This is a genomic window from Vulcanococcus sp. Clear-D1, assembly GCF_014654725.1.
In the GTDB taxonomy this organism is placed as follows: Bacteria; Cyanobacteriota; Cyanobacteriia; order PCC-6307; family Cyanobiaceae; genus Vulcanococcus.
The window spans coordinates 45,740-70,310 of sequence record NZ_JACVZV010000003.1 but is presented as its reverse complement, the minus strand read 5'-3'; the positions used below and the strand labels follow the sequence as shown (position 1 = coordinate 70,310).

General features: G+C 65.5%; 22 protein-coding genes. 16 read left to right on the top strand and 6 right to left on the bottom strand.

Translation table 11 applies throughout. The annotated features are described in order from the left end of the window. Positions 1–33 precede the first annotated feature (33 nt). From H9532_RS01125 to H9532_RS01085, 9 genes are all read left to right on the top strand, one after another. The gene (locus tag H9532_RS01125) at positions 34–1,815 is read left to right on the top strand and encodes a phosphodiester glycosidase family protein (protein ID WP_296364935.1); all 1,782 of its coding nucleotides are present in this window, start codon (positions 34–36) and stop codon (positions 1,813–1,815) included. A 44-nt stretch (positions 1,816–1,859) separates the two neighbouring features. After that, complete coding sequence (locus tag H9532_RS01120) at positions 1,860–2,228, top strand: AIR synthase (protein WP_296364933.1); 369 nt, start codon at positions 1,860–1,862, stop codon at positions 2,226–2,228. 54 nt (positions 2,229–2,282) lie between these two features. Further along, entirely contained in the window at positions 2,283–2,657 is a 375-nt protein-coding gene (gene rpsL / locus H9532_RS01115; protein WP_010311874.1) for a 30S ribosomal protein S12, read from the top strand. A 46-nt stretch (positions 2,658–2,703) separates the two neighbouring features. Next, positions 2,704–3,174, top strand: a complete 471-nt coding sequence (gene rpsG / locus H9532_RS01110; RefSeq protein ID WP_296364929.1) for a 30S ribosomal protein S7 — start codon at positions 2,704–2,706, stop codon at positions 3,172–3,174. A gap of 83 nt (positions 3,175–3,257) precedes the next feature. Beyond that, positions 3,258–5,330: an elongation factor G gene (gene fusA / locus H9532_RS01105; protein WP_296364927.1), complete on the top strand. Its 2,073-nt coding sequence runs from the start codon at positions 3,258–3,260 to the stop codon at positions 5,328–5,330. 46 nt (positions 5,331–5,376) lie between these two features. Then, the gene (tuf, locus tag H9532_RS01100; protein WP_296364925.1) at positions 5,377–6,576 is read left to right on the top strand and encodes an elongation factor Tu; all 1,200 of its coding nucleotides are present in this window, start codon (positions 5,377–5,379) and stop codon (positions 6,574–6,576) included. Between the two features lie 160 nt (positions 6,577–6,736). Next, the gene (gene rpsJ, locus H9532_RS01095) at positions 6,737–7,057 is read left to right on the top strand and encodes a 30S ribosomal protein S10 (protein ID WP_006910513.1); all 321 of its coding nucleotides are present in this window, start codon (positions 6,737–6,739) and stop codon (positions 7,055–7,057) included. Between the two features lie 157 nt (positions 7,058–7,214). Further along, the gene (locus H9532_RS01090) at positions 7,215–7,889 is read left to right on the top strand and encodes an LON peptidase substrate-binding domain-containing protein (RefSeq protein ID WP_296364917.1); all 675 of its coding nucleotides are present in this window, start codon (positions 7,215–7,217) and stop codon (positions 7,887–7,889) included. Between the two features lie 49 nt (positions 7,890–7,938). After that, positions 7,939–8,886, top strand: coding sequence for a methyltransferase domain-containing protein (locus H9532_RS01085; RefSeq protein ID WP_296365011.1), 948 nt, complete (start codon positions 7,939–7,941; stop codon positions 8,884–8,886). Here H9532_RS01085 and pheA read toward each other — a convergent pair. Next, entirely contained in the window at positions 8,883–9,725 is an 843-nt protein-coding gene (gene pheA / locus H9532_RS01080) for a prephenate dehydratase (protein ID WP_296365008.1), read from the bottom strand. The genes H9532_RS01085 and pheA overlap by 4 nt on opposite strands. Before the next feature lie 53 nt (positions 9,726–9,778). Here pheA and H9532_RS01075 point away from each other — a divergent pair, with 53 nt between their 5' ends. Then, positions 9,779–10,300 (top strand): DUF1997 domain-containing protein, encoded by a 522-nt coding sequence (locus H9532_RS01075; protein WP_296364915.1) that lies wholly within the window; start codon positions 9,779–9,781, stop codon positions 10,298–10,300. Here the strand turns inward: H9532_RS01075 and H9532_RS01070 are convergent. The 3 genes from H9532_RS01070 to H9532_RS01060 form a co-directional block, all read right to left on the bottom strand. After that, a complete protein-coding gene (locus H9532_RS01070) occupies positions 10,297–10,887 on the bottom strand; it encodes a ribonuclease HII (protein ID WP_296364913.1) in 591 nt (196 codons plus the stop codon). The genes H9532_RS01075 and H9532_RS01070 overlap by 4 nt on opposite strands. After that, entirely contained in the window at positions 10,888–12,933 is a 2,046-nt protein-coding gene (locus tag H9532_RS01065) for an Rne/Rng family ribonuclease (RefSeq protein ID WP_296364911.1), read from the bottom strand. 376 nt (positions 12,934–13,309) lie between these two features. After that, positions 13,310–16,003 carry a TIGR03960 family B12-binding radical SAM protein gene (locus tag H9532_RS01060; RefSeq protein ID WP_296364909.1) on the bottom strand — a complete coding sequence of 898 codons (2,694 nt, stop codon included), beginning with the start codon at positions 16,001–16,003 and terminating at the stop codon, positions 13,310–13,312. A 125-nt stretch (positions 16,004–16,128) separates the two neighbouring features. Here H9532_RS01060 and H9532_RS01055 point away from each other — a divergent pair, with 125 nt between their 5' ends. Genes H9532_RS01055 through H9532_RS01035 form a run of 5 tightly spaced genes read left to right on the top strand, consistent with a single transcriptional unit; the run spans position 16,129 to position 20,662 of the window. Then, positions 16,129–17,379: an LL-diaminopimelate aminotransferase gene (locus tag H9532_RS01055; RefSeq protein ID WP_296364908.1), complete on the top strand. Its 1,251-nt coding sequence runs from the start codon at positions 16,129–16,131 to the stop codon at positions 17,377–17,379. Between the two features lie 44 nt (positions 17,380–17,423). Next, positions 17,424–17,771: an ATP-dependent Clp protease adapter ClpS gene (gene clpS, locus H9532_RS01050; protein WP_296364906.1), complete on the top strand. Its 348-nt coding sequence runs from the start codon at positions 17,424–17,426 to the stop codon at positions 17,769–17,771. Beyond that, positions 17,771–18,592 carry a CPBP family intramembrane glutamic endopeptidase gene (locus H9532_RS01045; RefSeq protein ID WP_296364904.1) on the top strand — a complete coding sequence of 274 codons (822 nt, stop codon included), beginning with the start codon at positions 17,771–17,773 and terminating at the stop codon, positions 18,590–18,592. Before clpS ends, H9532_RS01045 begins: the two co-directional genes overlap by 1 nt. After that, positions 18,589–19,353 (top strand): response regulator transcription factor, encoded by a 765-nt coding sequence (locus H9532_RS01040; protein WP_296364901.1) that lies wholly within the window; start codon positions 18,589–18,591, stop codon positions 19,351–19,353. Before H9532_RS01045 ends, H9532_RS01040 begins: the two co-directional genes overlap by 4 nt. A gap of 4 nt (positions 19,354–19,357) precedes the next feature. Next, complete coding sequence (locus H9532_RS01035) at positions 19,358–20,662, top strand: HAMP domain-containing sensor histidine kinase (protein WP_296364899.1); 1,305 nt, start codon at positions 19,358–19,360, stop codon at positions 20,660–20,662. Here H9532_RS01035 and H9532_RS01030 read toward each other — a convergent pair whose 3' ends face one another. Together H9532_RS01030 and cofG are read right to left on the bottom strand one after the other, a co-directional pair. Next, positions 20,663–22,249, bottom strand: coding sequence for a photosystem II high light acclimation radical SAM protein (locus tag H9532_RS01030; RefSeq protein WP_296364896.1), 1,587 nt, complete (start codon positions 22,247–22,249; stop codon positions 20,663–20,665). Between the two features lie 6 nt (positions 22,250–22,255). Beyond that, a complete protein-coding gene (cofG, locus tag H9532_RS01025) occupies positions 22,256–23,233 on the bottom strand; it encodes a 7,8-didemethyl-8-hydroxy-5-deazariboflavin synthase subunit CofG (protein WP_296364894.1) in 978 nt (325 codons plus the stop codon). Between the two features lie 207 nt (positions 23,234–23,440). On the opposite strand from cofG, the gene psbA reads away from it, so the two are divergent. Beyond that, positions 23,441–24,520, top strand: a complete 1,080-nt coding sequence (gene psbA / locus H9532_RS01020; RefSeq protein WP_214338452.1) for a photosystem II q(b) protein — start codon at positions 23,441–23,443, stop codon at positions 24,518–24,520. Positions 24,521–24,571 lie beyond the last annotated feature (51 nt).

Here is a 24,571-nt window from a genome sequence, read left to right as displayed (position 1 = left end):
CGCTAGCGTGGCCGGGCCTGCCTCCGCTGTTGGATGCCCCCCTTGCCGGCGCTGGCGGCTCTGCTCCCCGGCATCCCCCTCACACCGCCGCCGCCCCTGCCGGCACCCACTCCGCGCCCCGCGCTGCAGCGCCGCGCCACGCCTGCATCCACGGCACGGCTGCAGGGCAACAGCATCAGCATCAATGGCCTACGCCAGCAGGCCCTTTGGCTTCAAGACGCAGGCGAACTCTGGCTGCCGCTCGAGGTGCTCGAAGGCCAGCTGGGGGTGAGCCGCAGCTCAGGCGCCAACGGCAGCGTGGAACTGGAATGGTTCGGCCAGAAGCTCTCGGTGAGCGCCGATCGCCAGCGCAGCCTTGACGATGAGGTGGCCGTACCGGTGAGCGGCCTGCTCGAAGCCGTGGGCGTGATCTCTCGGACCGAGGGGCGTGAGCTCAGCCTGCAGCTGCCGCCACGACCGCTGCAGGCGATCCGCTGGAGCAATCAGGGGGTGAGCGGCCAGCGAGTTGTGCTCGATCTGAGTGCGCCGGCGCTGGTGCGCAGCGGCGAGGACCGATTGCTCATCGGCACCGAGGCCAGTCCGCAGCAGCTGGAACAACTGAAGCAACTGGGGCTGAGCCCAAGCCAGCGCAATGGTTGGCTGAGCGTGCAGATCCCTCGCGACGGGGAACGCCTCAGCCTGGGAGGGCCCTGGCGGTTGGTGCTGGATCTGCCGGTGCTTGGGGATGGCGCCCCAGCCAGGGCAACCACCACACCCGCCCCAGCACCGGAGCGCGATCCGCGGCTGGTGGCTCTGCAGAACCAGGGGCTGAAGCTGGAGCGCAGGGTCGGTCGGATCGGCTCCCGGCAGGTGCTGATCAACAGCGTGCGCCTCGATCCCCGCCAAGTCCCTCTGGAACTGCGCCCGCTCAACCGCAGCGATGGCATGCAGGGCTTGAGCAGCCTCAGCCAGCTAGCCCGCCAGGAGCAGGCCCTGATCGCCATCAACGGCGGCTACTTCAACCGGGTCAACCGCCTGCCGCTCGGGGCGATGCGCGAGCAGGGGCGCTGGCTCTCAGGGCCAATCCTCAACCGCGGCGCTGCGGGCTGGAAGGCCGGAGAACTGCCCCGGTTCGATCGGCTGATGCTCGTGGAAACCATCGAAGACAGCCGCCGCCAGCGCTGGAGCATCACCACCGTGAACAGCGGCTACGTGCAGAAGGGGCTGGCCCGCTACACCGCTGACTGGGGCAGCCGATACCAACCGATCACGGGAACCGAGATGGGGGTTCTGGTGCGCAACGGCGTGGTGCAGGAACGCTACGAACTCGGCGCCATGGCCCCCGGCGTTCCCCTACGTGAGGGCGACCTCTTGCTGGTGGCGAGGGGCGGGGTGAGCGTGCCTTGGCAGAGCGGTGAGCGGCTCACGCTGCAGAGCCGCCCCACCAGCCCGGTGGGCGAGCAGCCCAACGTGCTCGGCGGCGGGCCGCTGCTGCTGCAGAACGGCAGGGTGATTCTCAATGGCACCGCGGAGGGCTTCAGCTCGGGCTTCCTCGCCCAGGGAGCGCCGCGCACCGTGGTGGCCAGTGATGGCCGGCAGCTATGGCTGATCACCCTGCAGGGGGTGAACAATGCAGGCCCCACGCTGATGGAAACAGCCCTGCTGATGCAGCAGGAAGGCCTTCAGGACGCCCTCAATCTCGATGGCGGTAGCTCCACGGGCCTAGTGCTGGCCGATGTGCACACCGTGAAGGGTCGCGGTGTGGCGGCAGCTGTGCACAACGGGCTGGGGCTGGTGCCGCGGCTGGAGCAGGCCCGCACACCGGAGCGCCCCTGAGGCACGGCCCTGACACACTGAGGCCATCGCCCCAACCTTCCGCCATGCCCAAGGGCCACAGCCTGCGCCTCACTGCAGCGGCAGCCGCCGAACTGGGGCGCCAAGCGGCTGTGGCCGGCACCCCCGGGATGATGCATCTCGATCTGGTGGATGGCACCTGTGAGCGCTGGGTGATCCGGATCCGGCCCGGCCACCTCGCCGGGGTCGCGGTGGCCCGCGCCGATGGCATCACCTTGTTCGCCCCTGCTGATCAATGCGAGCGGCTGGGCAGCCTTGAGCTCGACTACCGAGGCGACCTCAGCGGCGGCGGCTTTCTGGTACGGGCGGGCCGCGAGCTGCGCATCTGCGCCTGTGGCGCCGCCTTCAGCCCCGCTGAAGAGCCGGCGGGGGTGGGGGTGCAGGCGACGAAGTAAGGTGGCGGATTGTCGCCACGGTCGGATTTTCCGGCCTCCCGTAACCGGCCCTCGATGCCCACGATTCAGCAGCTGATCCGCAGCGAGCGGCAGCGCCTTACCCGCAAGACCAAGTCGCCTGCCCTGCGCGCCTGCCCCGAGCGCCGTGGTGTGTGCACCCGCGTGTACACCTCCACTCCGAAGAAGCCCAACTCGGCGCTGCGCAAGGTTGCCCGTGTGCGTCTCACCTCCGGTTTCGAGGTCACGGCCTACATCCCCGGCATCGGCCACAACCTTCAGGAACACTCCGTGGTGATGATCCGCGGTGGTCGTGTGAAGGATCTGCCCGGTGTCCGCTACCACATCATCCGCGGCACGCTTGACACTGCCGGTGTGAAGGATCGCCGCCAGTCGCGCTCCAAGTACGGCGCCAAGACGCCCAAGGATTGATCCCCATCCAGCCGTAGCCGTTTCCTGATTCCCTTCCCCCAGGTCTATGTCACGCCGCAACGCCGCCGAGAAGCGTCCGATCCTGCCGGATCCGCAGTTCAACAGCCGTCTGGCCACCATGATCGTGGCCCGTCTCATGAAGCACGGCAAGAAATCCACCGCCCAGCGGATCCTGTCTGATGCCTTCACGCTGATCGGCGAGCGCACCGGCACCAACCCCCTCGAGGTGTTCGAGACCGCCGTCAAGAACGCCACTCCCCTGGTGGAAGTGCGCGCCCGCCGCGTGGGTGGCGCCACCTATCAGGTGCCGATGGAAGTGCGTCAGGAGCGTGGCACCGCCATGGCTTTGCGCTGGCTGGTGAACTTCTCCCGCGCCCGCAACGGCCGCAGCATGGCCCAGAAGCTGGCCGGCGAACTGATGGATGCCGCCAACGAGGCTGGCAGCGCCGTTCGCAAGCGCGAAGAAACTCACAAGATGGCCGAAGCCAACAAGGCCTTCGCCCACTACCGCTACTGATCGCCGCCCGTGCAAGTCGGCCAGAGGCCGACTTGTAGAGTGACGCCCGCTTTTTTGTCGATTCCCCTCCGGAGACCTAACCCGTGGCTCGCGCCTATCCCCTAGAACGCGTACGTAATATTGGTATTGCGGCACACATTGATGCCGGTAAAACCACCACAACCGAACGGATTCTGTTCTATTCGGGTGTGGTGCACAAGATCGGTGAGGTGCACGATGGCGCCGCCGTGACCGACTGGATGGCCCAGGAGCGCGAGCGCGGCATCACCATCACCGCGGCGGCGATCTCCACCAGCTGGAACGATCACCGCATCAACATCATTGATACGCCCGGCCACGTGGACTTCACCATTGAGGTGGAGCGTTCCATGCGGGTGCTCGATGGTGTGATCGCAGTGTTCTGTGCTGTGGGTGGCGTGCAGCCCCAGTCGGAAACCGTGTGGCGCCAGGCGGATCGCTACAGCGTTCCCCGCATGGTGTTCGTCAACAAGATGGACCGCACCGGCGCCGACTTCCTGAAGGTTCACGGTCAGATCAAGGACCGCCTGAAAGCCAAGGCCGCTCCCATCCAGCTGCCGATCGGTGCCGAAGGCGAGCTCAGCGGCATCGTTGATCTGGTGAAGAACCGCGCCTTCATCTACAAGGATGAGCTCGGCAAGGACATCGAAGAAACTGAGATCCCGGCTTCGATGGTGGATGAGGCCGCTGAGTGGCGCGCCTACCTGATGGAAGCCGTCGCCGAAACCGATGAGGCGCTGATCGAGAAGTTCCTCGAAGAAGGCGAACTCACCGAAGAGGAACTGCGCAAAGGCATCCGCGAAGGCGTGCTGAAGCATGGTCTGGTGCCGATGCTGTGCGGTTCCGCCTTCAAGAACAAGGGTGTTCAGCTGCTGCTGGATGCCGTGGTCGACTACCTCCCCGCCCCTGTGGATGTGCCCCCGATCCAGGGCGTGCTTCCCAACGGTGACGAGGCGATTCGCCCCGCTGAAGACAGCGCTCCCTTCAGCGCCCTGGCCTTCAAGGTGATGGCCGACCCGTTCGGCAAGCTCACCTTCGTGCGCATCTACTCGGGTGTGCTGCAGAAGGGCAGCTATGTGCTCAACTCCACCAAGGACAAGAAAGAGCGCATCTCCCGCCTGATCGTGCTCAAAGCCGACGACCGCGAGGAAGTGGATGAGCTGCGCGCCGGCGACCTCGGCGCCGTGCTCGGCCTGAAGGACACGACCACCGGCGACACCCTGTGCGTGGACAGCGATCCGATCATCCTCGAATCGCTGTACATCCCCGAGCCTGTGATCTCGGTGGCCGTGGAGCCCAAGACCAAGGGCGACATGGAGAAACTCTCCAAGGCTCTGCAATCCCTCTCCGAGGAAGACCCCACCTTCCGGGTTCGCACGGATCCGGAAACCAACCAAACCGTGATCGCCGGCATGGGCGAACTCCACCTGGAAATCCTGGTGGATCGCATGCTGCGCGAATTCAAGGTGGAGGCCAACATCGGTGCTCCTCAGGTGTCCTATCGCGAAACCATTCGCGCCAGCGCCAAGGGTGAGGGCAAGTTCGCCCGTCAGACCGGTGGTAAGGGCCAGTACGGCCACGTGGTGATCGAAATGGAGCCCGGCGAGCCGGGTTCGGGCTTCGAATTCGTCAACAAGATTGTTGGCGGTGTCGTGCCCAAGGAATACATCGGACCGGCAGAAGCCGGCATGAAGGAGACCTGCCAGTCCGGCGTGATTGCAGGCTTCCCGATGATTGATGTGAAGGTCACCATGATCGACGGGTCTTACCATGATGTGGACTCGTCGGAGATGGCGTTCAAGATCGCCGGCTCCATGGCCTTCAAGGACGGCGTCAAGAAGTGCAGCCCTGTACTGCTTGAGCCGATGATGAAGGTTGAGGTGGAGGTGCCTGAGGATTTCCTCGGGTCCGTCATCGGCGATCTCTCCTCCCGTCGCGGCCAGGTTGAAGGGCAGTCCATCGATGATGGTCAGTCCAAGGTCCAGGCCAAGGTGCCTCTGGCCGAGATGTTCGGCTACGCCACCCAGCTCCGATCCATGACCCAGGGTCGGGGTATCTTCTCGATGGAATTCAGCCACTACGAGGAAGTTCCTCGCAACGTGGCAGAAGCCATCATCTCCAAGAATCAGGGCAATTAATTCCTGATCTTTCCCATACCCATTTACCCCCCGATTCTTTTTCATCATGGCTCGCGAGAAGTTCGAAAGGAATAAGCCCCACGTCAACATCGGCACCATCGGCCACGTTGACCACGGCAAGACCACCCTCACCGCCGCCATCACCAACGTGCTGGCCAAGAAGGGTCAGGCCAAAGCCCAGGCTTATGACCAGATCGACGGTGCTCCCGAAGAGCGTGAGCGCGGTATCACCATCAACACCGCTCACGTTGAGTACGAGACCGACGGTCGTCACTACGCCCACGTGGACTGCCCCGGCCACGCGGACTATGTGAAGAACATGATCACCGGTGCCGCCCAGATGGACGGCGCCATCCTCGTGGTGGCCGCCACCGACGGCCCCATGGCTCAGACCAAGGAGCACATCCTGCTGGCCAAGCAGGTGGGCGTGCCCGCTCTGGTGGTGGCACTGAACAAGTGCGACATGGTCGACGACGAGGAGATCCTCGAGCTGGTGGAACTGGAAGTGCGCGAGCTGCTGAGCAGCTACGACTTCCCCGGCGATGACATCCCCGTGGTGAAGGTGTCTGGCCTGAAGGCCCTCGAGGGCGACGCCGAGTGGGAAGGCCGCATCACCGAACTGATGGCTGCCGTTGACAGCGGCATCCCCGAGCCCGAGCGCGAAATCGACAAGCCCTTCCTGATGGCTGTTGAAGACGTGTTCTCGATCACCGGTCGTGGCACCGTGGCCACCGGCCGTATCGAGCGCGGAAAGGTGAAGGTGGGCGAAACCGTCCAGATCGTGGGTATCAAGGACACCCGCGAAACCACCGTGACCGGTGTGGAAATGTTCCGCAAGCTGCTCGACGAGGGCATGGCCGGCGACAACGTGGGTCTGCTGCTCCGCGGTGTGCAGAAGGAAGACATCGAGCGCGGCATGGTGCTGGTGAAGCCCAACTCCATCAAGCCCCACACCAAGTTTGAGGGTGAGGTGTATGTGCTGAAGAAGGAAGAAGGCGGCCGCCACACCCCCTTCTTTGCTGGCTACCGCCCGCAGTTCTACATCCGTACGACCGACGTGACCGGTCAGATCACCGCCTTCACCGCCGACGACGGCTCCAACGTGGAGATGGTGATGCCTGGCGACCGCATCAAGATGACCGGCGAGCTGATCTGCCCGGTGGCCATCGAGCAGGGCATGCGCTTCGCTATCCGCGAAGGCGGCCGCACCATCGGTGCCGGCGTGGTGTCCAAGATCATCGAGTGATCCTGATCCGGCTTCGGCCGTGATCTAGGTTCTGGGATGGAGATCGGGGATTCGTCCTCGCTTCTCCATCCCATTCCGCACCTCGACAATCCAGCTTCCATTTCCCAGCTCTCTCGTCTTCGACGAGCGCTGGTCCTTGCTGACCTCTCCCGCCTGATCCATGTCCACCGCTATCGCTCAGCAGAAGATCCGCATCCGCCTGAAGGCGTTTGACCGCCGCATGCTGGATCTTTCCTGCGAAAAAATCATCGAAACGGCCGATCACACCGCTGCAACCGCGATCGGCCCGATCCCCCTGCCCACCAAGCGCAAGATCTATTGCGTGCTGCGCTCGCCCCACGTGGATAAGGATTCCCGTGAGCACTTCGAGACCCGCACCCACCGCCGGATCATCGATATCTACAGCCCCTCGGCCAAAACCATCGATGCCCTGATGAAGCTGGACCTTCCCAGCGGCGTCGACATCGAGGTGAAGCTCTGACCTGCTGACTCCGAGAGGATCAGACCCAGGCCCGCCGCAAGGCGGGCTTTTTTGCTGGCCACCCCAGCGGCACACCAGCGAGGTATCGAACACCAAAGGCCCGCGCGGCGCTCAGCAACGCTCTCTAGGATTCGAGCCTCCTTGAACTCCCTGCCACGTGACGCAACTGGCCGTGCGCGAGCTGCCACTGTTCCCGTTGCCCGACGTGGTGCTGTTCCCTCAGGAAGTGCTGCCGCTGCACATCTTTGAGCCGCGCTACCGGATGATGCTGCGCACGGTGCTCGAAACCGACCGGCGCTTTGGCGTGGTGCGCTGGGATCCCCAGGAAGGCCGTATGGCCGACGTGGGCTGCTGCGCCGAGATCCTCCAGTGCCAGACCCAGGCTGATGAGCGCAGCAACATCGTGACCCTTGGTCAACAGCGCTTCCGCGTGCTGGAGGTGGTGCGCGAGGCGCCGTTCAAGGTGGGGCTGGTGAGCTGGATTGAAGACGAGCACCCCCAGAGCCACGATCGCTTGAGCGAACTCTCGAGCGAGGTGGAGCAAGCGCTCAAGGATGTGGTGGAACTCACCGGAAAGCTGATGGGCAAACCCACCAGCCTGCCCACCGATCTGCCGGATCTACCGCGGGAACTCTCCTTTTGGATCGGATCCCATCTGGGCGGGCCTGTGGCCGATCAGCAGCAGACCCTGCTCGAAATCACCGACACCGAAGAGCGCCTGCGCCAAGAATTCGAGCTGCTGGATGAAACCCGCCGTCAGCTCGCGGCCCGTACTGTGCTGCAAGACACCTTCCGGGATCTGAAGGACCCCGGCGACGACACGGATCGCTGAACCACTGATGCCGATCCTTGCTGTGCTCACCCCCCTGGCGGGGGGTCTGATGCTGATGGTCGCCGTTCTGGCGGCGCTGCTCTTGCTCGGGCTGTTGGTGTGGAGCTGGCGCGATCGCGCTTTCACCAGCACAGCCAGCGTGGCTGACGCCTACGACCGCTGGACCGACGATCAATTGCTCGAGCGGCTCTGGGGCGAGCATGTGCATCTGGGCCATTACGGTCAGCCGCCACGGCGCCGTGATTTCCGCCGGGCCAAGGAAGACTTCGTGCATGAGCTGGTGCGTTGGAGCGGCCTGGATCAGCTCCCCCCCGGCAGCACCGTGCTCGATGTGGGCTGCGGCATCGGTGGCAGCGCCCGCATCCTGGCCCGCGACTACGGCCTCAACGTGTTGGGCATCAGCATCAGCCCTGGACAGATCCAGCGGGCCGAAGCCCTCACCCCCGAAGGTCTGAACTGCCGTTTTGCGGTCATGGATGCCTTAGCCCTCGATCTACCCGATCAAAGCTTTGATGCGGTATGGAGCGTGGAGGCGGGCCCCCACATGCCGGATAAGCAGCGCTATGCCGATGAATTGCTGCGGGTCCTCAAGCCCGGGGGGCGATTGGCTGTGGCCGATTGGAACCGCCGCGACCCGGCTGTCCAGCCGCTCAATCGGCTCGAGCGCTGGGTGATGCATCAACTGCTGGTGCAGTGGGCTCACCCTGAATTCGCCAGCATCCCTGGCTTCCGCCGCAACCTGGAGCAGAGCCGCTGGGGCAAGGGCCAGAACCACACCCACCTGGAGGTGGACACGAGCGACTGGAGCCGCGAAACGCTTCCCTCCTGGATTGATTCGATCCTGGAAGGCCTGCGGCGGCCGGCAGCGGTGTTGGGGTTAGGCCCCCGTGCCGTGTTGATGGGTCTGCGCGAAACCCCCACGCTGCTACTGATGCACTGGGGATTTGCCACTGGAATGATGCAGTTCGGCGTCTTCCGAGCCCGCAAACCCGCTTAAACCGGTTCTGCCGCCTCAACTTGGGTGATCGGGTAGGCCCCAAACACAGCCAGGTGCTCACACAACGGCCGCAGCTCCTCCAGCGCCTGCTGCAGGGGCACCTCGCCTTGGGGAAGTTCCAGATCCACAAAAAAGATGTATTCGCCCATCTCTCGTTTGGAGGGGCGTGATTCGATCCGCGTCATGTTGAGATCGCGGTGGGCAAAGCAGGCCAGCGCCTCCAGCAGTGCGCCCGGGCGGTTGGCGTGCAGCGAGAAGGCCAGGCTGGCCATTGGGCCTGCCAAGGTGCGGTCCCCCTGGCGCAGCAACAAAAAGCGGGTGCAGTTGCCAGCTACATCGTTGATCGGGTAGGCCAGCACGTCCAGGCCATGTTCCTCGGCGGCCTGCAGGGAAGCGATAGCAGCGCGAAAGCGGCTACCGGCCACCATCCGGGCTGCATCGGCAGTGGAGCTGGTGGGCAGTTGCAGAGCCGCGGGCAACTGTTCACCCAGCCACTGGCTGCATTGCGCGAGAGCCTGAGGGTGGGAGAGCACTTCGCTCACCCCCTCCAGCGGACCGGAACCGAGCAGCGCGTGGCGGATCGGCAGCACCAGGGCCCGAGCCACCCGCAACTCAGGGTGCTCCCAGAGGGCATCCATGCAGGCGGTGACCCCACCTTCAACGGAGTTCTCCACCGGCACCACCGCTGCTTCACAACGGCCCTCGGCCACAGCTTTCACCACCGCCCGAATGCCCACCTGGGGCATGAACTGCGGCGCCTCAATCCCCTCAAGCGCACACAGTCGGATCGCCGCCTGCTCCCCATAGGTGCCAACAGGACCAAGAAATGCGATGCGCATACAGGCGTTGCGGGCCGTGCTGGATAGGATCATGACGCGCCGGCCAACGAGCCATGACTCTGGCCTTCAGCGCCAGCCAAGCCCTGAAGCTGTCGGTGCCGCAGAAGGCCGATCTCCTGCCCGACTACCTCAACGATGAGGAGCGGGTGATTGGCGCCCTGCTCGATCCCCAGCAGCTGGAGAGCCTCGGCAACGGCCGCTATCGCTACACCGTGACGCGGCTGCAGGTGTTCCAACTGCAGATTCAACCGGTGGTGGAGCTGGTGGCCCGCCGCAGCACCAACCGGATCGATCTCGAAGCAGTCGATTGCCAGCTGGAGGGGCTGGGCATCGTCGACGACTTTCAGCTCACCCTCGAATCGTGGCTTGAGGCGAGCGACGAGGGCCTGAACGGCGAAGCTTGTCTGGCGGTGAGCGTGAGCCAGCCGAGCCTGCTGCGCTTGATTCCGGTGAAGATGCTCGAAGCCACAGGCCGCTCCCTGCTGGCGGGCATCCTGCTGGGGATCAAAACCAGGGTGCAACAGCAACTGCTGCAGGATTTCGAAGCCTGGTGCCTGGCACCCGCCAGCCGTTAAGCCGCGAGCACCTTGCCCAGGAAGGAACGCCGATGCAGGGGGCTGGGGCCTGCCTCCAAAACGGCTGCACGATGCAACGCGGTGCCATAGCCGGCATGGCGCTCGAGGCCATAGGCGGGATAACGCTGAGCCAGCCGAGTGATCAGGGCATCGCGGGCCTGCTTGGCCAGCACGCTGGCGGCGGCGATCTCCAGGTGCTCGCTGTCGCCGCGCACGACGGTTTGCTGTGGGCCAGGCCAGAGCCTCAGGGGCAACACCCCATCCACAAGCACCAGCTCAGGCTGTGCCCCGGCAAGACGCTGCAAGGCACGCAGCATCGCCCTCTCGGTGGCGACGCGAATTCCCACCTGATCAATCTCCCGTGCTGATGCCTGCCCCAAGGCCCAGCTGCAGGCCTGCTGCTGGATGAGCGGAACCAATTGAGCGCGGCGACGGGCCGTGAGCTTCTTGCTGTCGGTGAGTCCGGCGGCGGCCAGGGTGGCCCGGGCTTGATCGGGGAGGATCACCGCCCCGGCGAACACCGGGCCAAACCAACAGCCGCGGCCGACCTCGTCAACGCCGGCGATGCGCTGCGGCAAGGGGGCCACTCACTCGGTTGCCGACGAGCGGCGGCGGCGGCGGCGGGGTTCCGAGGCATCGTCTTCAGCTTCGGCGGGCGCAGCGGCAGCGGCCAGCTCGGGCTCCACCACAGGCAACACCGCCACGGCCGTGCTGGTGGCAGGCGTACTGGCTGGAGCGTCGCTGCGTCGGCGGCTGCGAACGCGGCGACCGTTGGCCGGCTCGGGCTCCGCCGTTGCCGCCACCAACTCCAGACCGCTATCAGGCAACACCGGAACGGTGGGGAAGGCCGGGAAGGTTTCCACCGGGAGCGGCGTGATCTCCACGGTGACGGGCAGGCTCTCGCTGGGGGCTGGAGCATCAGCCGTTGGAGAACCGGCACCGTTGGTGCTGGCCCCACCACGACCGCGGCGGCGGCGACGGGGGCCTGCGGCGGCCAGTTGCTGGCGCGCTTCCTCAAGCACTGCTTCGGCATCCTCTCCGGGACGCACCACCCGCACCACCAGGTTGTCGGCAGCGGGGACCGGATCGAGCAACAGCGCAGGATTCAGGCCCAACCAGCCATACACAAGCTCCTGCGCAGAGTCCATCGGCACCGCCACCAATTCAGGCTCCGGACGCCGGGAACCGGGTTCCGCCGCTGCCGTGGCGGCCTCATGCGAGCTGCCGGCGGTTGTGGTGGTGTCGTCGTAGCTGGTGAGTTCAGGCGCTTCGCTGCCGCCACGGCCGGCGCGACCACCGCGGCGGCGGCGGCCACCACCGGATTCGGCGCCAGCAGGGCTGAACACTTCTGCCCGGGCGGAGGCGGCAGAGCGCACCAAACCTGGAGCGGCGGCCAGGGGCTGGAGGCTGTCCTTGCCGGGCAGCACGGCCACATGGCCGAGGCCACCACAGCTGGGGCAAGCCCGGCCGAACAATTCGTAGATGTTTTGGCCCTGGCGCTTGCGGGTGAGTTCCACCAGGCCCAGCTCACTGATCTGGGCGATCTGCGGGCGCGCCGAATCAGGACGAATCGCGGCCGTGAAGTGCTCCAGCAGCTGCAGCTGATCGCGGCGCGACTCCATATCGATGAAGTCGATGATCACCACACCACCGATGTTGCGCAGCTTCAGCTGACGGGCGATCTCCGTGGCGGCCTCGTAATTAGTCCACAGCACCGTTTCACGCGCATTGGCAGAACGGGTGAAGGAGCCCGAGTTGACATCGATCACCGTGAGCGCCTCGGTGGGCTCGATGATCACGTACCCACCAGAGGGCAGGTCCACCCGCGGCTTGAGGGCATCGCGGATAGCGGCGTTCACCTTGTACGCCTCAAGGATCTCGCCTGAGTCGAGATGCTGCTCCACCTGCACCTGGCTCTGATCAGCCCCCAGGAAGGCATTCACCCGGCCCACGCCATCCGCGCTATCGAGCACGATCCGCGCCACATCCGGGCTGTAGTGATCGCGCAGGATGCGATGAATGAAGTCTTCGTCGCGGTTGAGCAGCACCGGCGGTGAAGCCGCCTCGGCGGCAGTCTGAATCGCCTCCCACTGGCGCAGCAGGGCTTCGAGGTCGTCGATGAGCAGCTCCTCGCTCACCCCCTCGGCCTCGGTGCGGATCAGCAGGCCCGCGCCGGGGGGCTTAATCAACACACCCAGGGCGCGGAGGCGGTTGCGCTCACTTTCCGCGTTGATCCGCCGGGAGATGTTCACCCCTTGGCCATGGGGCTGGAGGATCAGAAAGCGACCGGGCAGGGTGAGGTTGCCGGTGAGGCGAGGACCCTTGGTTCCGGTGGGCTCCTTCATCACCTGCACCAGCACCTTCTGGCGCGGCTCGAGCAACTCGGTGATGCCCAGCGTTCCTTTCTTGAGGCGCAGCGGCCCCAGATCGGTGACGTGAATGAAGCCGTTCTTCTCTCCTTCGCCGATATTCACGAAGGCGGCATCAATGCCCGGCAGCACATTTTCAACCGTGCCGAGATACACATCACCGATCTGATAGCGGCCCTGGGCCACCACCAGTTCATCCACACGGTCATCGGTGAGCACTGCGGCGATGCGCAGCTGCTCGGCGATGACGATCTGCTGAGGCATGGAAGGTCAGGAGAAGACCTGCAGGAAGCAGGCCGGAATGGGAAGCAGAGGCTGGCGCTCAGCGCCGGACCGCGTGGCTGCAAAACCCTGCATGCATCGCCGATGCAAGAGGAGAAACGAAGCAGCGGTGCTTGAAAAATTCAGTGAAAACGCCGGGTAAACAACGGCGGCAGGCTTACAGCCTTCGTGAGAGTGGGCCTAGGCCCGTTGCTTGCGAGATCCAGATCTGAGTGGAACCCGTCTTACGGCGCCGCATCGGGCAGCTTTCAGGAAGAGAGGTTCGTGAAAACTGATGCGGACCCTGATGCCTGAGCCGAGCTAGATCGCTGAGCCTGCTTCAGGTTGTACCGATGGACAGACGCTAGCACGGGTGTTTTCAAGCCTTTGGGCTCTGCCGAAGCTGCAGGGATTCGCGGCGCAGGCTCACCATCTCCAGGCCCGCATCGAGCTGTTGGGCGAACCAGTGCTGCAGCTGCTCCGGCCGCAGGCTGCGGCCAGCGGGATCCACAAGGGCCTCATAGCGAAGCTCTACCAGTGCCGGCATCTGCTCCACGCCCTCCACCGCCAGGCTTTGCAGGAAGGGCCTGCAATCGCGCTGCCGCGGCCGCCCTTTCTTGTCGGTGTCGTGCCAAATCCAGGATGAGCTGCTCAGCAGCTCGGCCGCTGCAGCCTGCCAAGCCGCCAGCGGCGGCACAGTGCCGTCAGTACCGGTGCCCGTGGGTCGCAATTGCAGCTGCCAGTGAGCAGCCATCAACTCCTGCGACAGGCTGGGGGCAGACACCTCCACCGCCTCCACCTGCAGCAGGGCGAAGCCAGCAGGCAACTGGGCCTGAAGCCGTTGCAAAGCCTCAGTCGGATCAATCGGCTGGGTGTACTCAAGATCCATCCATTCGCCATCGGCCTCCGCCCCCAGGGGCAGGGCCAAGGCGAACTGCACCCGGGGCAATGGATGGAAGCCACCGGTGAAGCTCACCGGCAAGCCGCTGCGGCGCAGGGCCCGTTCCATCAGCCGCACCAGATCCAGGTGGCTGAGCAGAGCCAGGGAGCCGGTTTTGCTGAAGCGGAAGCGCAGCCGCGCCACCCGCTCACTGGCCGGCGCCCGCTGGGGGCGCTGCTCAGGAATGGCTGGCGGCGGCACCACCACGTTGTGCCCCAACTCGGGGCCGCACACGCCGCAGCTGCTGCAGCCATCGAAGGAGCAGTCGGGCACCACCGCAGCGGCGAGGGCCTGGCGTAGGTCGTCGGCCAGCCAGCCTTTGTCCACCCCGGAATCAATGTGATCCCAGGGCAGGGGCTGGCTGCAGAACACGGCCAGATCGTCGGGGTCCATGCCTTCGACGGCACTCCATTCACCCAGTTCCAGCTCGCGATAGCGGCCGCCCAGGCCGGCGGCTTCGATGGCTGAGGTCCAGGCTTCATAGGTGCGATCCGCCGCTTCAAACCAGGCATCAAGGCCCGCGCCAGCGCGCCAAGCCGCCTCGATCACCGGCGCCAGGCGGCGATCGCCGCGGCCCACGAAGTCCTCCATCGCGGAGAGGCGCACATCGGTGTAATTGGTTTTGATGCCGCGCATCCGCCGCAGGGCATCACGCAGCAGTTGCTGACGCCGCTGAAATTCCGCCGTGCTCACGCTGTGCCACTGAAACGGCGTGTGCGGCTTGGGCGTGAAATTGCTGATGGTGAGGTTCAGCTCCAGCCGCCCCAGATCGCGGCACTGCTGTTGCAACTGCCAGCAGGTTTCGGCAATCCCGAGCACATCGGCATCGGTTTCACCGGGCAGGCCGATCATGAAATAGAGCTTGATCTTGCGGTAACCGCTCTCCATGGCGGTGCGGATGCCGCGCAACAGCTCCTCGTCGGTGAGGCCCTTGTTCACGATGTCGCGCAGGCGCTGGGTGCCGGCTTCCGGTGCAAACGTGAGGCCCGCCTTGCGGGTGCCCCCGAGGATGTGGGCGATGTTGTCGTCGAAGCGGTCCACCCGCTGGCTCGGCAGGGTGAGACTCACGTTCTGATCGGCCAGGCGGTTACGCAGCTCCACACCCACCGCCGGGAGGGCGAGGTAATCGGAGCAGCTGAGTGAGAGCAACGAGAAATCGGAATAGCCGGTGCGCTCCATGCCGGTTTCAATCGCCTCAATCACCGCCTCGGGGTCCACATCACGGGCGGGGCGGGTGAGCATCCCCGGCTGGCAGAAGCGGCAACCGCGGGTGCAGCCGCGGCGGATCTCCACCGTGAGCCGGTCGTGCACCGTTTCGATGTGGGGCACCAGGCCCATGGCGTAGTGGGGCATCGGCGTGGCGGTGCGCCGCAACACCCGCACAGGGATGCCCTCCACCTGCGGCACCTGGGTGATGCCATCGGGGCCGGGGCCGTAGAGCGCGGGCACGTAGACCCCCGGCACCTGAGCCAGATCGATCAGCAGCTCGCGGCGCGAGAGGCCTGCCGCCTTGGCTTCGGCCACCACCAGCCCGATCTCCGGCAACACCTCTTCGCCATCGCCCAACACCACGAAATCGAAGAAGGCCGCAAACGGCTCGGGGTTGCTGGTGGCCGTGGGGCCGCCGGCAAAGATCAGCGGCGGCGCCGCCGGATCCGCCAGGGGGAGATCGCCGCGATCAGCGGAGCGGAGGGGCACCTGGGCCAGCTCCAGCATCGAGAGGATGTTGGTGGCGCCGAGCTCGTAGCTGAGCGAAAAGCCGAGGATGTCGAAGGCGGGAAGAGGCCGGCGGCTCTCCACCGCGAAGAGAGCCTCACCTCGCTCGCGCAACCGCTCCGCCAGATCCGGCCCGGGCAGATAGCTGCGGTCGCACAGCTGACCGGGAACGCTGTTGAGGATCGAATAGAGAATGATGTGGCCGGTGTTGCTCGAACCCACCTCGTAGATCTCGGGGTAGGTGAGCGCCCAGCGCACGCCGGCGGCCGGCCAGGCCTGATCCCAATCGCGCGGCTGCACCCCGAGCTCATTGCCGAGGTAGCGGCCGGGCTTGGCGATGGTGCGATCCACCAGGGCCGCGAAATCCACAGGCGCCTCCGCAGAAGAGCCGACCGGCTGAACGGGAGCAACGGTCACGGCGACGAAGGCAGTGCTGAATCGATCGTATGCAGCAACGCGATCGCGCTGATCGCTCCAGCGGGCATCCGCCGCATAGGACAATCGCGCCCAGTACCCAGGGGCCCGCGCGGCCCGCACGCGACATGGCCCAGGTCAACGGCAATTACCTCAAACTCAAGGCTGGTTATCTGTTCCCCGAGATCGCCCGGCGGGTGAAGGCCTTCAGCGAAGCCAACCCCAACGCCCCGATCATTCGTCTGGGCATCGGCGATGTGACCGAACCGCTGCCCGAGGCCTGCCGCAATGCCATGAAGGCGGCCGTGGATGAGATGGGCACCCGTGAAGGCTTCCACGGCTACGGCCCCGAGCAGGGCTACCTCTGGCTCCGCGAAGCGATCGCCCAACACGACTTCCAGGCTCGCGGCTGCCAGATCTCGGCCGAAGAGATCTTCGTGTCGGACGGCTCGAAGTGCGACAGCGCCAACATCCTCGACATCCTCGGCGCCGGCAACCGCATCGCCGTCACCGACCCGGTGTACCCGGTGTATGTGGACAGCAACGTGATGGCGGGCCGCACCGGCGATGCCGATGACGCCGGTCAGTACGGCGGCCTCACCTACCTCCCGATCAGCGCCGAAAACGGCTTCACCGCCCAGATCCCCACTGAAAAGGTGGATCTGATCTACCTCTGCTTCCCCAATAACCCCACCGGTGCGGTGGCCAGCAAGGAGCAGCTCAAGGCCTGGGTGGATTACGCCCGCGCCAACGGCTCCCTGATCCTGTTTGACGCCGCCTACGAGGCCTTCATCCAGGATCCAGCGCTGCCCCACTCGATCTATGAGATCGAAGGGGCCCGCGAGTGTGCGATCGAATTCCGCTCCTTCTCCAAAAACGCCGGCTTCACCGGCACCCGCTGCGCCCTCACCGTGGTGCCCCGCGGTCTGATGGGCACCGCGGCCAACGGCGAACCGGTGGAGCTGTGGGGCCTGTGGAACCGTCGCCAGTGCACGAAGTTCAACGGCGTGAGCTACATCGTTCAGCGCGGCGCCGAAGCGGTGTATTCGCCCGAGGGCCAAGCCCAGGTGAAGGCGCTGATCGCCTTCTATATGGAGAACGCCGCGATCATCCGCCGCGAATTGAGCGCTGCAGGGCTTCAGGTGTATGGCGGTGAGCAGGCTCCCTACGTGTGGATCAAAACTCCCGCGGGCGTGGATTCCTGGGGCTTCTTTGATCTGCTGCTCAGCCAGGCCAACGTGGTGGGCACCCCCGGCAGTGGCTTCGGCGCCGCCGGCGAGGGTTATTTCCGCCTTTCGGCCTTCAACAGCCGCGAAAACGTGCTGGAGGCCATGCGCCGCATTCAGGCAGCCCTGGCCCCAGCAGCCGCTGCGGCCTGATCCGCTGCCTAAAGTCCGCTGTCGTGATGCCGGAGCTGGACAGGATGAACCGATCCACCCCCTGCAGAGCTGCTCTCACCGCCACCCAGTCGCCTGGCCGTGAGAGCGGCGGCGCTGCCGTGATGGAGAAGGCCCCGGAGCGGGTGCGCAAGCCCTCGCCCCGCTACAAGGTGCTGCTCCACAACGATCCGGTGAACACCATGGAATACGTGGTGGGCACCCTGCGCCAGGTGGTGCCGTCGCTGAGTGAGCAGGACGCCATCGCCGTGATGCTCGAGGCCCACAACACCGGCGTGGGCCTGGTGATCGTGTGCGACATCGAACCGGCGGAGTTTTACAGCGAAACGCTCAAAGCCAAGGGCCTCACCAGCACGATCGAGCCGGAGAGCTGATGGCCACCAGCGCCGGGCTGCGGCTGCACTGGTGGGGCACCGTGCTCTATCCGGCCGCGCTGGTGGCGGTGTTTCTGGGTGGGCAACTACTACTGAAGGCCCTGGGGGTGCCCGGCGCTCTGCAGGCCAGCCTGGCGGCCCTGCCAGCCGTGGCTGCCCTGCTGTTCAGCCTTCCCGTTCGCCTGCGGCGCTGCTGGAATGAATCGCAGCCCTGGCGGCGGCTGGGGGTGCTCGGTGCCAAGGCAGCCGTGGCCAAGGCGTTGCTGCGGGGCGCGCTCAAGGCGATCGCCCTGCTGGCCCTGGTGATCGCCGCCCTGGCGCTGAGCGGCCAACTCAGCTGGATGCCCCGCCTCAACGCCGGCCTGCTGCTCAACGCCGTCGCCCTGGGGCTCGGGGTGGCCTTCGCCGAAGAACTGCTGTTCCGGGGCTGGCTCATGGGGGAGATCAGCCTGCTCGTGGGGCCGCAACGGGGGCTGTGGCTGCAGGCAGCCCTGTTCAGCCTGGTGCACACCCGCTTCAACCTGCCCCCAATCCCCTTGATCGGCCTGCTCGTGGGCCTGCTGCTACTCGGCTTGGCCCTGGGCCTACAGCGCCGGGCCGATGGCGGCCTGCTCTGGGGCGCGATCGGACTGCATGGCGGCCTGGTGGCGGGCTGGTTTGTGCTGCATCAGGGGCTGGTATCGATCCAACCCAGTGCACCGGCCTGGCTGATGGGCCCCGACAACCCCATCGGCGGGGTGATCGGCTGGCTGGGTCTTGCCCTGTTGCTCCTGGCCCGCCGCCCTTGGTGGAATGAGGGCACCCACACCACGACGCCATGACGGCCAGCACCGCCCAAAGGCCTGCCATGTCGAGCCATCCCGACGCTCGGGTGTGGGTGGTCGACGACGATCAGGAACTGCTCACCCTGCTGGAGGAGCGCTTCGGGCAGTGCGGCTGGAAAACCCGCAGCTTTGGCGATGGCGAGGGGCTCGATCAAGCCCTGCGCGACGACATGCCACACGTGCTCGTGCTGGATCGGCTGCTGCCTGGTCAGAGCGGCACCCACCTGCTGGAGCGGCTGCGCAAGCAGGGGCACCGCTTTCCGGTGCTGATGCTCTCCGCCTTGGGGGCCGCCGATGAACGGATCGAGGGGCTGGAAACCGGGGCCGACGACTACATGGCCAAACCCTTCCTCTGGCGCGAGCTGCAGCTGCGGCTTGAGCGCCTGCTCGACTACCGCCGCGAACTCACTCCCCAACGCCCGCCGGAGCAGCGCTTCCGGATCAACACCATTGTGTTTGATCCGGCGCGGCTGGAGCTCGAGGGCCCCACGGGGGTGATCAACAGCCTCAGCCGCGGCGATGCCTCGCTACTCAGCTTCCTCTGCCTCTCGCCAGGCATCGCCTTCGAGCGCGAGCAGTTGTGCCAGGCCACAGGCAGCCTGGTGGATGCCACCAACAGCCGCAGCATCGATGTGCGCATCTCCAAGTTGCGCAAACTGCTCAACAGCTGCAAACGCGGCAGCGGCCGCATGATCGAAGCCGTGCGCGGCCGGGGCTATCGCCTCAATACCGAGGTGCAGATCGAGCCCCAGGCCTGAGCAGATGGTGGCCGGTGCAAAACGATTTCGAGGCTTCACCCTCGGCGACAGCCTGCGCTTGTTGGTGTGTGTGGGCTGTGCCTGGGCCGGCAGCTTCACCCTGCTCAGCCTGGGCATGCCCCAACTGCTGCAAACCACCACCACCCAGGCAATCAGCCTGAGCCTGGCCCGGCAGGCCCTGCAGCTGGAAGGGAAACAAACTGGCAAGCACGAAGACCGCCCAATCCGGCTCTGGGCCGCCGTGAACCCACCGCCCCAGAGCCAGCCCGCCACGGGCCAACAGGCGGATGCCCTGCGGCGCACCCTTCAAGATGCAGGCCTCAACGGCGACCTGCGCCGGGATCCTCCCAGCCAAGGCAGCTGGTTGGGGGGCTACTGGCTGGCGGTGCAGCGCTCTTCTACAGCCAGCCGGCAGCTGTGGGTGTACGCCAGCCCCGGCACCGCCCTGCCCTGGCTGTGGCCTGCCATCCGCCTTGGCAGCCTGCTGCTGGGAGGCAGCAGTGGTGTGGCGCTGTTTCTGCAATGGCAGCTGCAACGGCCGATCCAGCAACTGCTCAAACAACTTCCCGCCATCCCCTCCGGCGAGCTGGAACTGGTGCCTGAAGCAGGGATGGGGGCGATGCGTGAACTGAGCATCCGCATCAACCGCGTGCTCGAGCAGCTGAACCAGCAGCACGAATCGCGCCGCCGCTTTCTGCAGGGCCTGGCCCACGATCTGGGCAGTCCGCTCACCCGGCTCTCGATGCGGGTGGAGCGGCTGGAAGACCACCCCGCCGACCCCACCGCCTGGGATGAGGCGCTGCCACAGCTTCGGGTGGAGATCGACCGGCTGATCAGCCTCACCCATCTGCTGCAGGAAGCCGCTGGGGAACAGACCGAACCGTTCCGACCGAGGTTGAGCGCCCTCGATGAACTGTGTGAACGGGTGGTGGCCAGCTACCCCCAGCAGCCGATCGAGCTGGCGGTGCCGCGGCTGCTCGTGCGGCTGGATCAAGCGCTGATCGAGCGGGCTCTACAAAACCTGATCGATAACGCGATTCGCTACGGCCGGGCGCCGCTCCGCCTGGCGGCCCAACAGCAACGGGCCAGCGTGGTGTTGATGGTGGAAGACAGCGGCCCCGGGCTCAGCAGCGCCAACCTGCTCGGAATGCCGAGAATCCCCCCTGCCAACGATCGCCAGCAACGCAACCGATCTGGGGTGGGACTCTCGATCGTGGAACGCTGCTGCCAGCTGCACGGTGGGCGTCTGGCTCTCAACCGCTCCGGCTTGGGGGGATTGCAGGCGGAACTGCACCTGCCTCAGAGCTGATCAGCGGATCGCTGTAGCCAAAGCGCCGCGACCCTCTACCGGAGCATGCAATGCCTCCTCAAGAGGCGCCAAGCCGTAGTCGCGCTCGAGCAGGTCCATCACCGTGCGGCCGAAATCAGCGGGGTTGCGCTCGAACGCCTCCAGGCAGATGCGACCAAAGGTGCTTCCCATCGGCTCCGGGTTCCAGAGCAGCTGACGCGCAGTCCAGGGGAGCATGCTCATCGGGTTGTAGCCGGGCTTGATCAGGCCCTGATCGAAGCCGTACTGCTCCAGGTGGGTGTGGGGCTGCAGGCCAATGAAGAAGATCGCCGGCTCCACCTTGTCGGCGCCGAAGATGCGCTCCAGCTCCCGGTGATAGGCCACGGTCTGGCGGATTGTCTCGGGGCGCTCGTCGATCACGTTGAACGAGTAGTTCACCGACACGTGCTCGCGGAATCCGGCCCGCGCCAGCAGGCGGCAGTTCTCCAGCACGGTGCGCAGGTTGTAGCCCATGCGCATCTTGCGCACGAGCTCCTGGGAGCCGGAGGTGATGCCGATCTCGAAGTAGTCCATGCCGGTGGCCACCATCAGCTCCGCCAGCTCGGCATCGAGGTTGTCGGCGCGGATGTAGGCGGCCCAGCGGATGTCGTGCCAGCCCTGGGCCTGCACGGCCCGCAGCAGCTCCTTGGCGTCCTCGATGTAGCGGCGAGCCGGGATGAACTGGGCATCGGTGAACCAGAAACCACGCACCCCTTTCGCGTAGAGCTGACGCATCTCGGCGATCACCTCCTCCACGGGATTCACGCGCACCGCCTTGCCTTCCACCACCGTGTAAACGCAGTAACAGCAGTTATGGGGGCAGCCGCGTTTGGTCTGCACGCCCACGTAGAAGTCGCCGCCATCGAGATACCAATCGAGCTGCGGCCAAATCGAAGCGATGTAGCCGTAATCGCAGGCGGTTTTCTCCATGCCAGCGGGCTGCTCATGGATCAGACCGGGCCGGGGGGCCTCCCCGGCGATGAAGCAGCGCTCACCCTCGAGCGATTCACCGCGGATCAGCTTCTCCAGCAGCGGTTCGCCCTCCCCCACCGACACGACAGTGCCGCGCGGCAGTTTGCGCCCGAGCTGTTCGTAAAACACGCTCACGGCACCGCCACCGAGCACGGCCCGAGCGCCGGGCTGGAAGCGGCGGGCAGCGCGCAGGCCACGCCGCACCAGTCGCAGATTGCGCCAGAGCTCGCCATAAAACGAGGCCATCAATCGCAGGCCGCCGAAGGCACCCCGCAGACGCTTCAGCGGATTGCGGGCGTAAAACACCTCAAAGGAGTTCTGCAGCGGGTTGCCGCCGCGCCCATCCACCGGGGCATAGATCTGGATGTCGCGCCAGGAGAACACCAATAGCGAGGGCTGGAACTGCTCGATCTCCTGCTGCAGCACACGCTCCACATCCAGCAGCGGCACCGCCGCCAGATCCAGGATTCGCTGCTCAAGCGCGGGAAACTGCTTGTGGATGTGATCGGCCAGATACACCGGGCCGATCGGGAAGATGGGGTTGCAGGGCAGGCGCACCAGCAGCACCCGCTGATCCTCCTGGGAGGCGTGTCGCACAGTGAGTCAGAGGTGGGGCGCGTTGGCCAGGGCCGGTCCGGACGCTAACAAGCGCGCCCGCTGCTCCACGCGCCGCCGCAGAACGGCAGGCAGCCAAGACCACCAGTGGCGATGCACGCAGGTGCGCGGCTCAAGACGCCAACCCCGTGAGACCAGCAGCTGGCGCAGGGCTTCGGGTGCTGGCTGGGGATAGGCCGGATTGATCACATCCACCGTGTCGATCCCGCCGAGGTCGTTGATGCCAGCCTCCAAGACCGCGGGCAGCTGCTCCAGAGGCCAGAGGTTGGGAGGCGTCTGCAGATGCACCTCTGGCGGCAGCAGCTGGCGGGCCATAGCGATCAGCTCCAGCAGGTCGGCTTGTTCGGAAGGGCTGAGCGGCCGGGCCGCCTCCCCGTCAGGGCGCCAGGGCTGCAGGATCACCTCCTGAAGGTGACCCCAGCGGCGCTGCACCCCAACCAGCAGCTCCAGCGCCTGAACGCGCTCTTCCATGCTTTCGCCCACACCAAGCAGCAGCCCCGTGGTGAAAGGAATCCCGAGCCGGCCGGCCTGCTCCAGCTGAGCCAGGCGACTGGCCAGAGTTTTGCTGGGCGCGTGGCGATGGAGCGCGTCGTAGGCAGGCCCGACGCCCTCCAGCATCAATCCCATGGAGGGATTCAGGCGGCCCAGCGCCGCCATTTCACGCAGCGAAAGCGGGCCGGCATTGGTGTGGGGCAGGCGCCCCTGGGCCAAAGCCAGAGCGCTCAACTGTCGCAACCGGGAAAACCATTCCCCGCGGGAGGGCGCGTTAGGCGCCACCTCACCGCTGAGCAGCAACACCTCAGCGGCCGCAGGGCGCGCCTGCAGCTGCTCGAGGGCCTCGCGCTGCGACAACGGCACCGCCTGCTCCAGGGGCACACGAAAGCTGCAGTAGCTGCAGGCGTTGAAACACCCCTGGGTGGGCACAAGGGTGACGCTGGGGCTCCAGGTGACGAGACCGCCTGCCATCACAGGGGCTACAAGCGCAGCTGATCATTGAGATAAGCACCGCTGGTGCCGGGGCAACCCATCCACTCCCTTAAGAGCGCGTCACACGGCGCAAACATCCGTTACATTGGGTCTTGGCAGGGCGGGTTACCGGCCTGTCCTTCCTTCCCGCTCCGGCGCTGGACCTGATTTCAGGTTTTGCCGCTGAGCACTACGTATCCCGTACTCATGACCACCACTCTCCAGCAGCGCCAAGGCGCTTCTGCGTGGAACCAGTTCTGCGAGTGGGTCACCAGCACCGACAACCGCCTCTATGTGGGTTGGTTCGGCGTTCTGATGATCCCCTGCCTGCTGGCAGCCACCATCTGCTTCATCGTTGCTTTCATCGCAGCTCCCCCCGTCGACATCGACGGCATCCGTGAGCCTGTGGCCGGCAGCCTGATGTATGGCAACAACATCATCTCCGGCGCTGTGATCCCCAGCAGCAACGCCATCGGTCTGCACTTCTATCCCATTTGGGAAGCCGCCAGCCTCGACGAGTGGCTGTACAACGGCGGTCCTTTCCAGCTGGTTGTTTTCCACTTCCTCATCGGCATCTACGCCTACATGGGTCGTGAGTGGGAACTCTCCTACCGCCTGGGCATGCGTCCCTGGATCTGCGTTGCTTACAGCGCACCCGTGGCTGCTGCCTCTGCTGTGTTCCTGGTGTATCCCTTCGGTCAGGGCTCCTTCTCGGACGCCATGCCCCTGGGTATCTCCGGCACCTTCAACTACATGTTGGTGTTCCAGGCTGAGCACAACATCCTGATGCACCCCTTCCACATGCTTGGTGTGGCTGGTGTGTTCGGTGGCTCCCTGTTCTCCGCCATGCACGGCTCGCTGGTGACCTCCTCCCTGGTGCGTGAAACCACCGAGAGCGAGAGCCAGAACTACGGCTACAAGTTCGGCCAAGAGGAAGAGACCTACAACATCGTGGCTGCCCACGGTTACTTCGGTCGCCTGATCTTCCAATACGCCTCGTTCAACAACAGCCGCAGCCTGCACTTCTTCCTGGCTGCCTGGCCCGTGGTTGGCATCTGGTTCACCGCCCTGGGCGTGAGCACCATGGCCTTCAACCTGAACGGTTTCAACTTCAACCAGTCCATCCTGGATTCCCAGGGTCGTGTTCTGAACACCTGGGCTGACGTGCTGAACCGCGCTGGTCTGGGCATGGAAGTGATGCACGAGCGCAACGCTCACAACTTCCCCCTCGACCTGGCTGCTGCAGAAGCCACCCCCGTGGCTCTGACTGCACCTGCCATCGGCTGAGGTTGATCCTCAACACGGTTCAACCTTGGTTGGATCGGAAGGCCCCCGCAT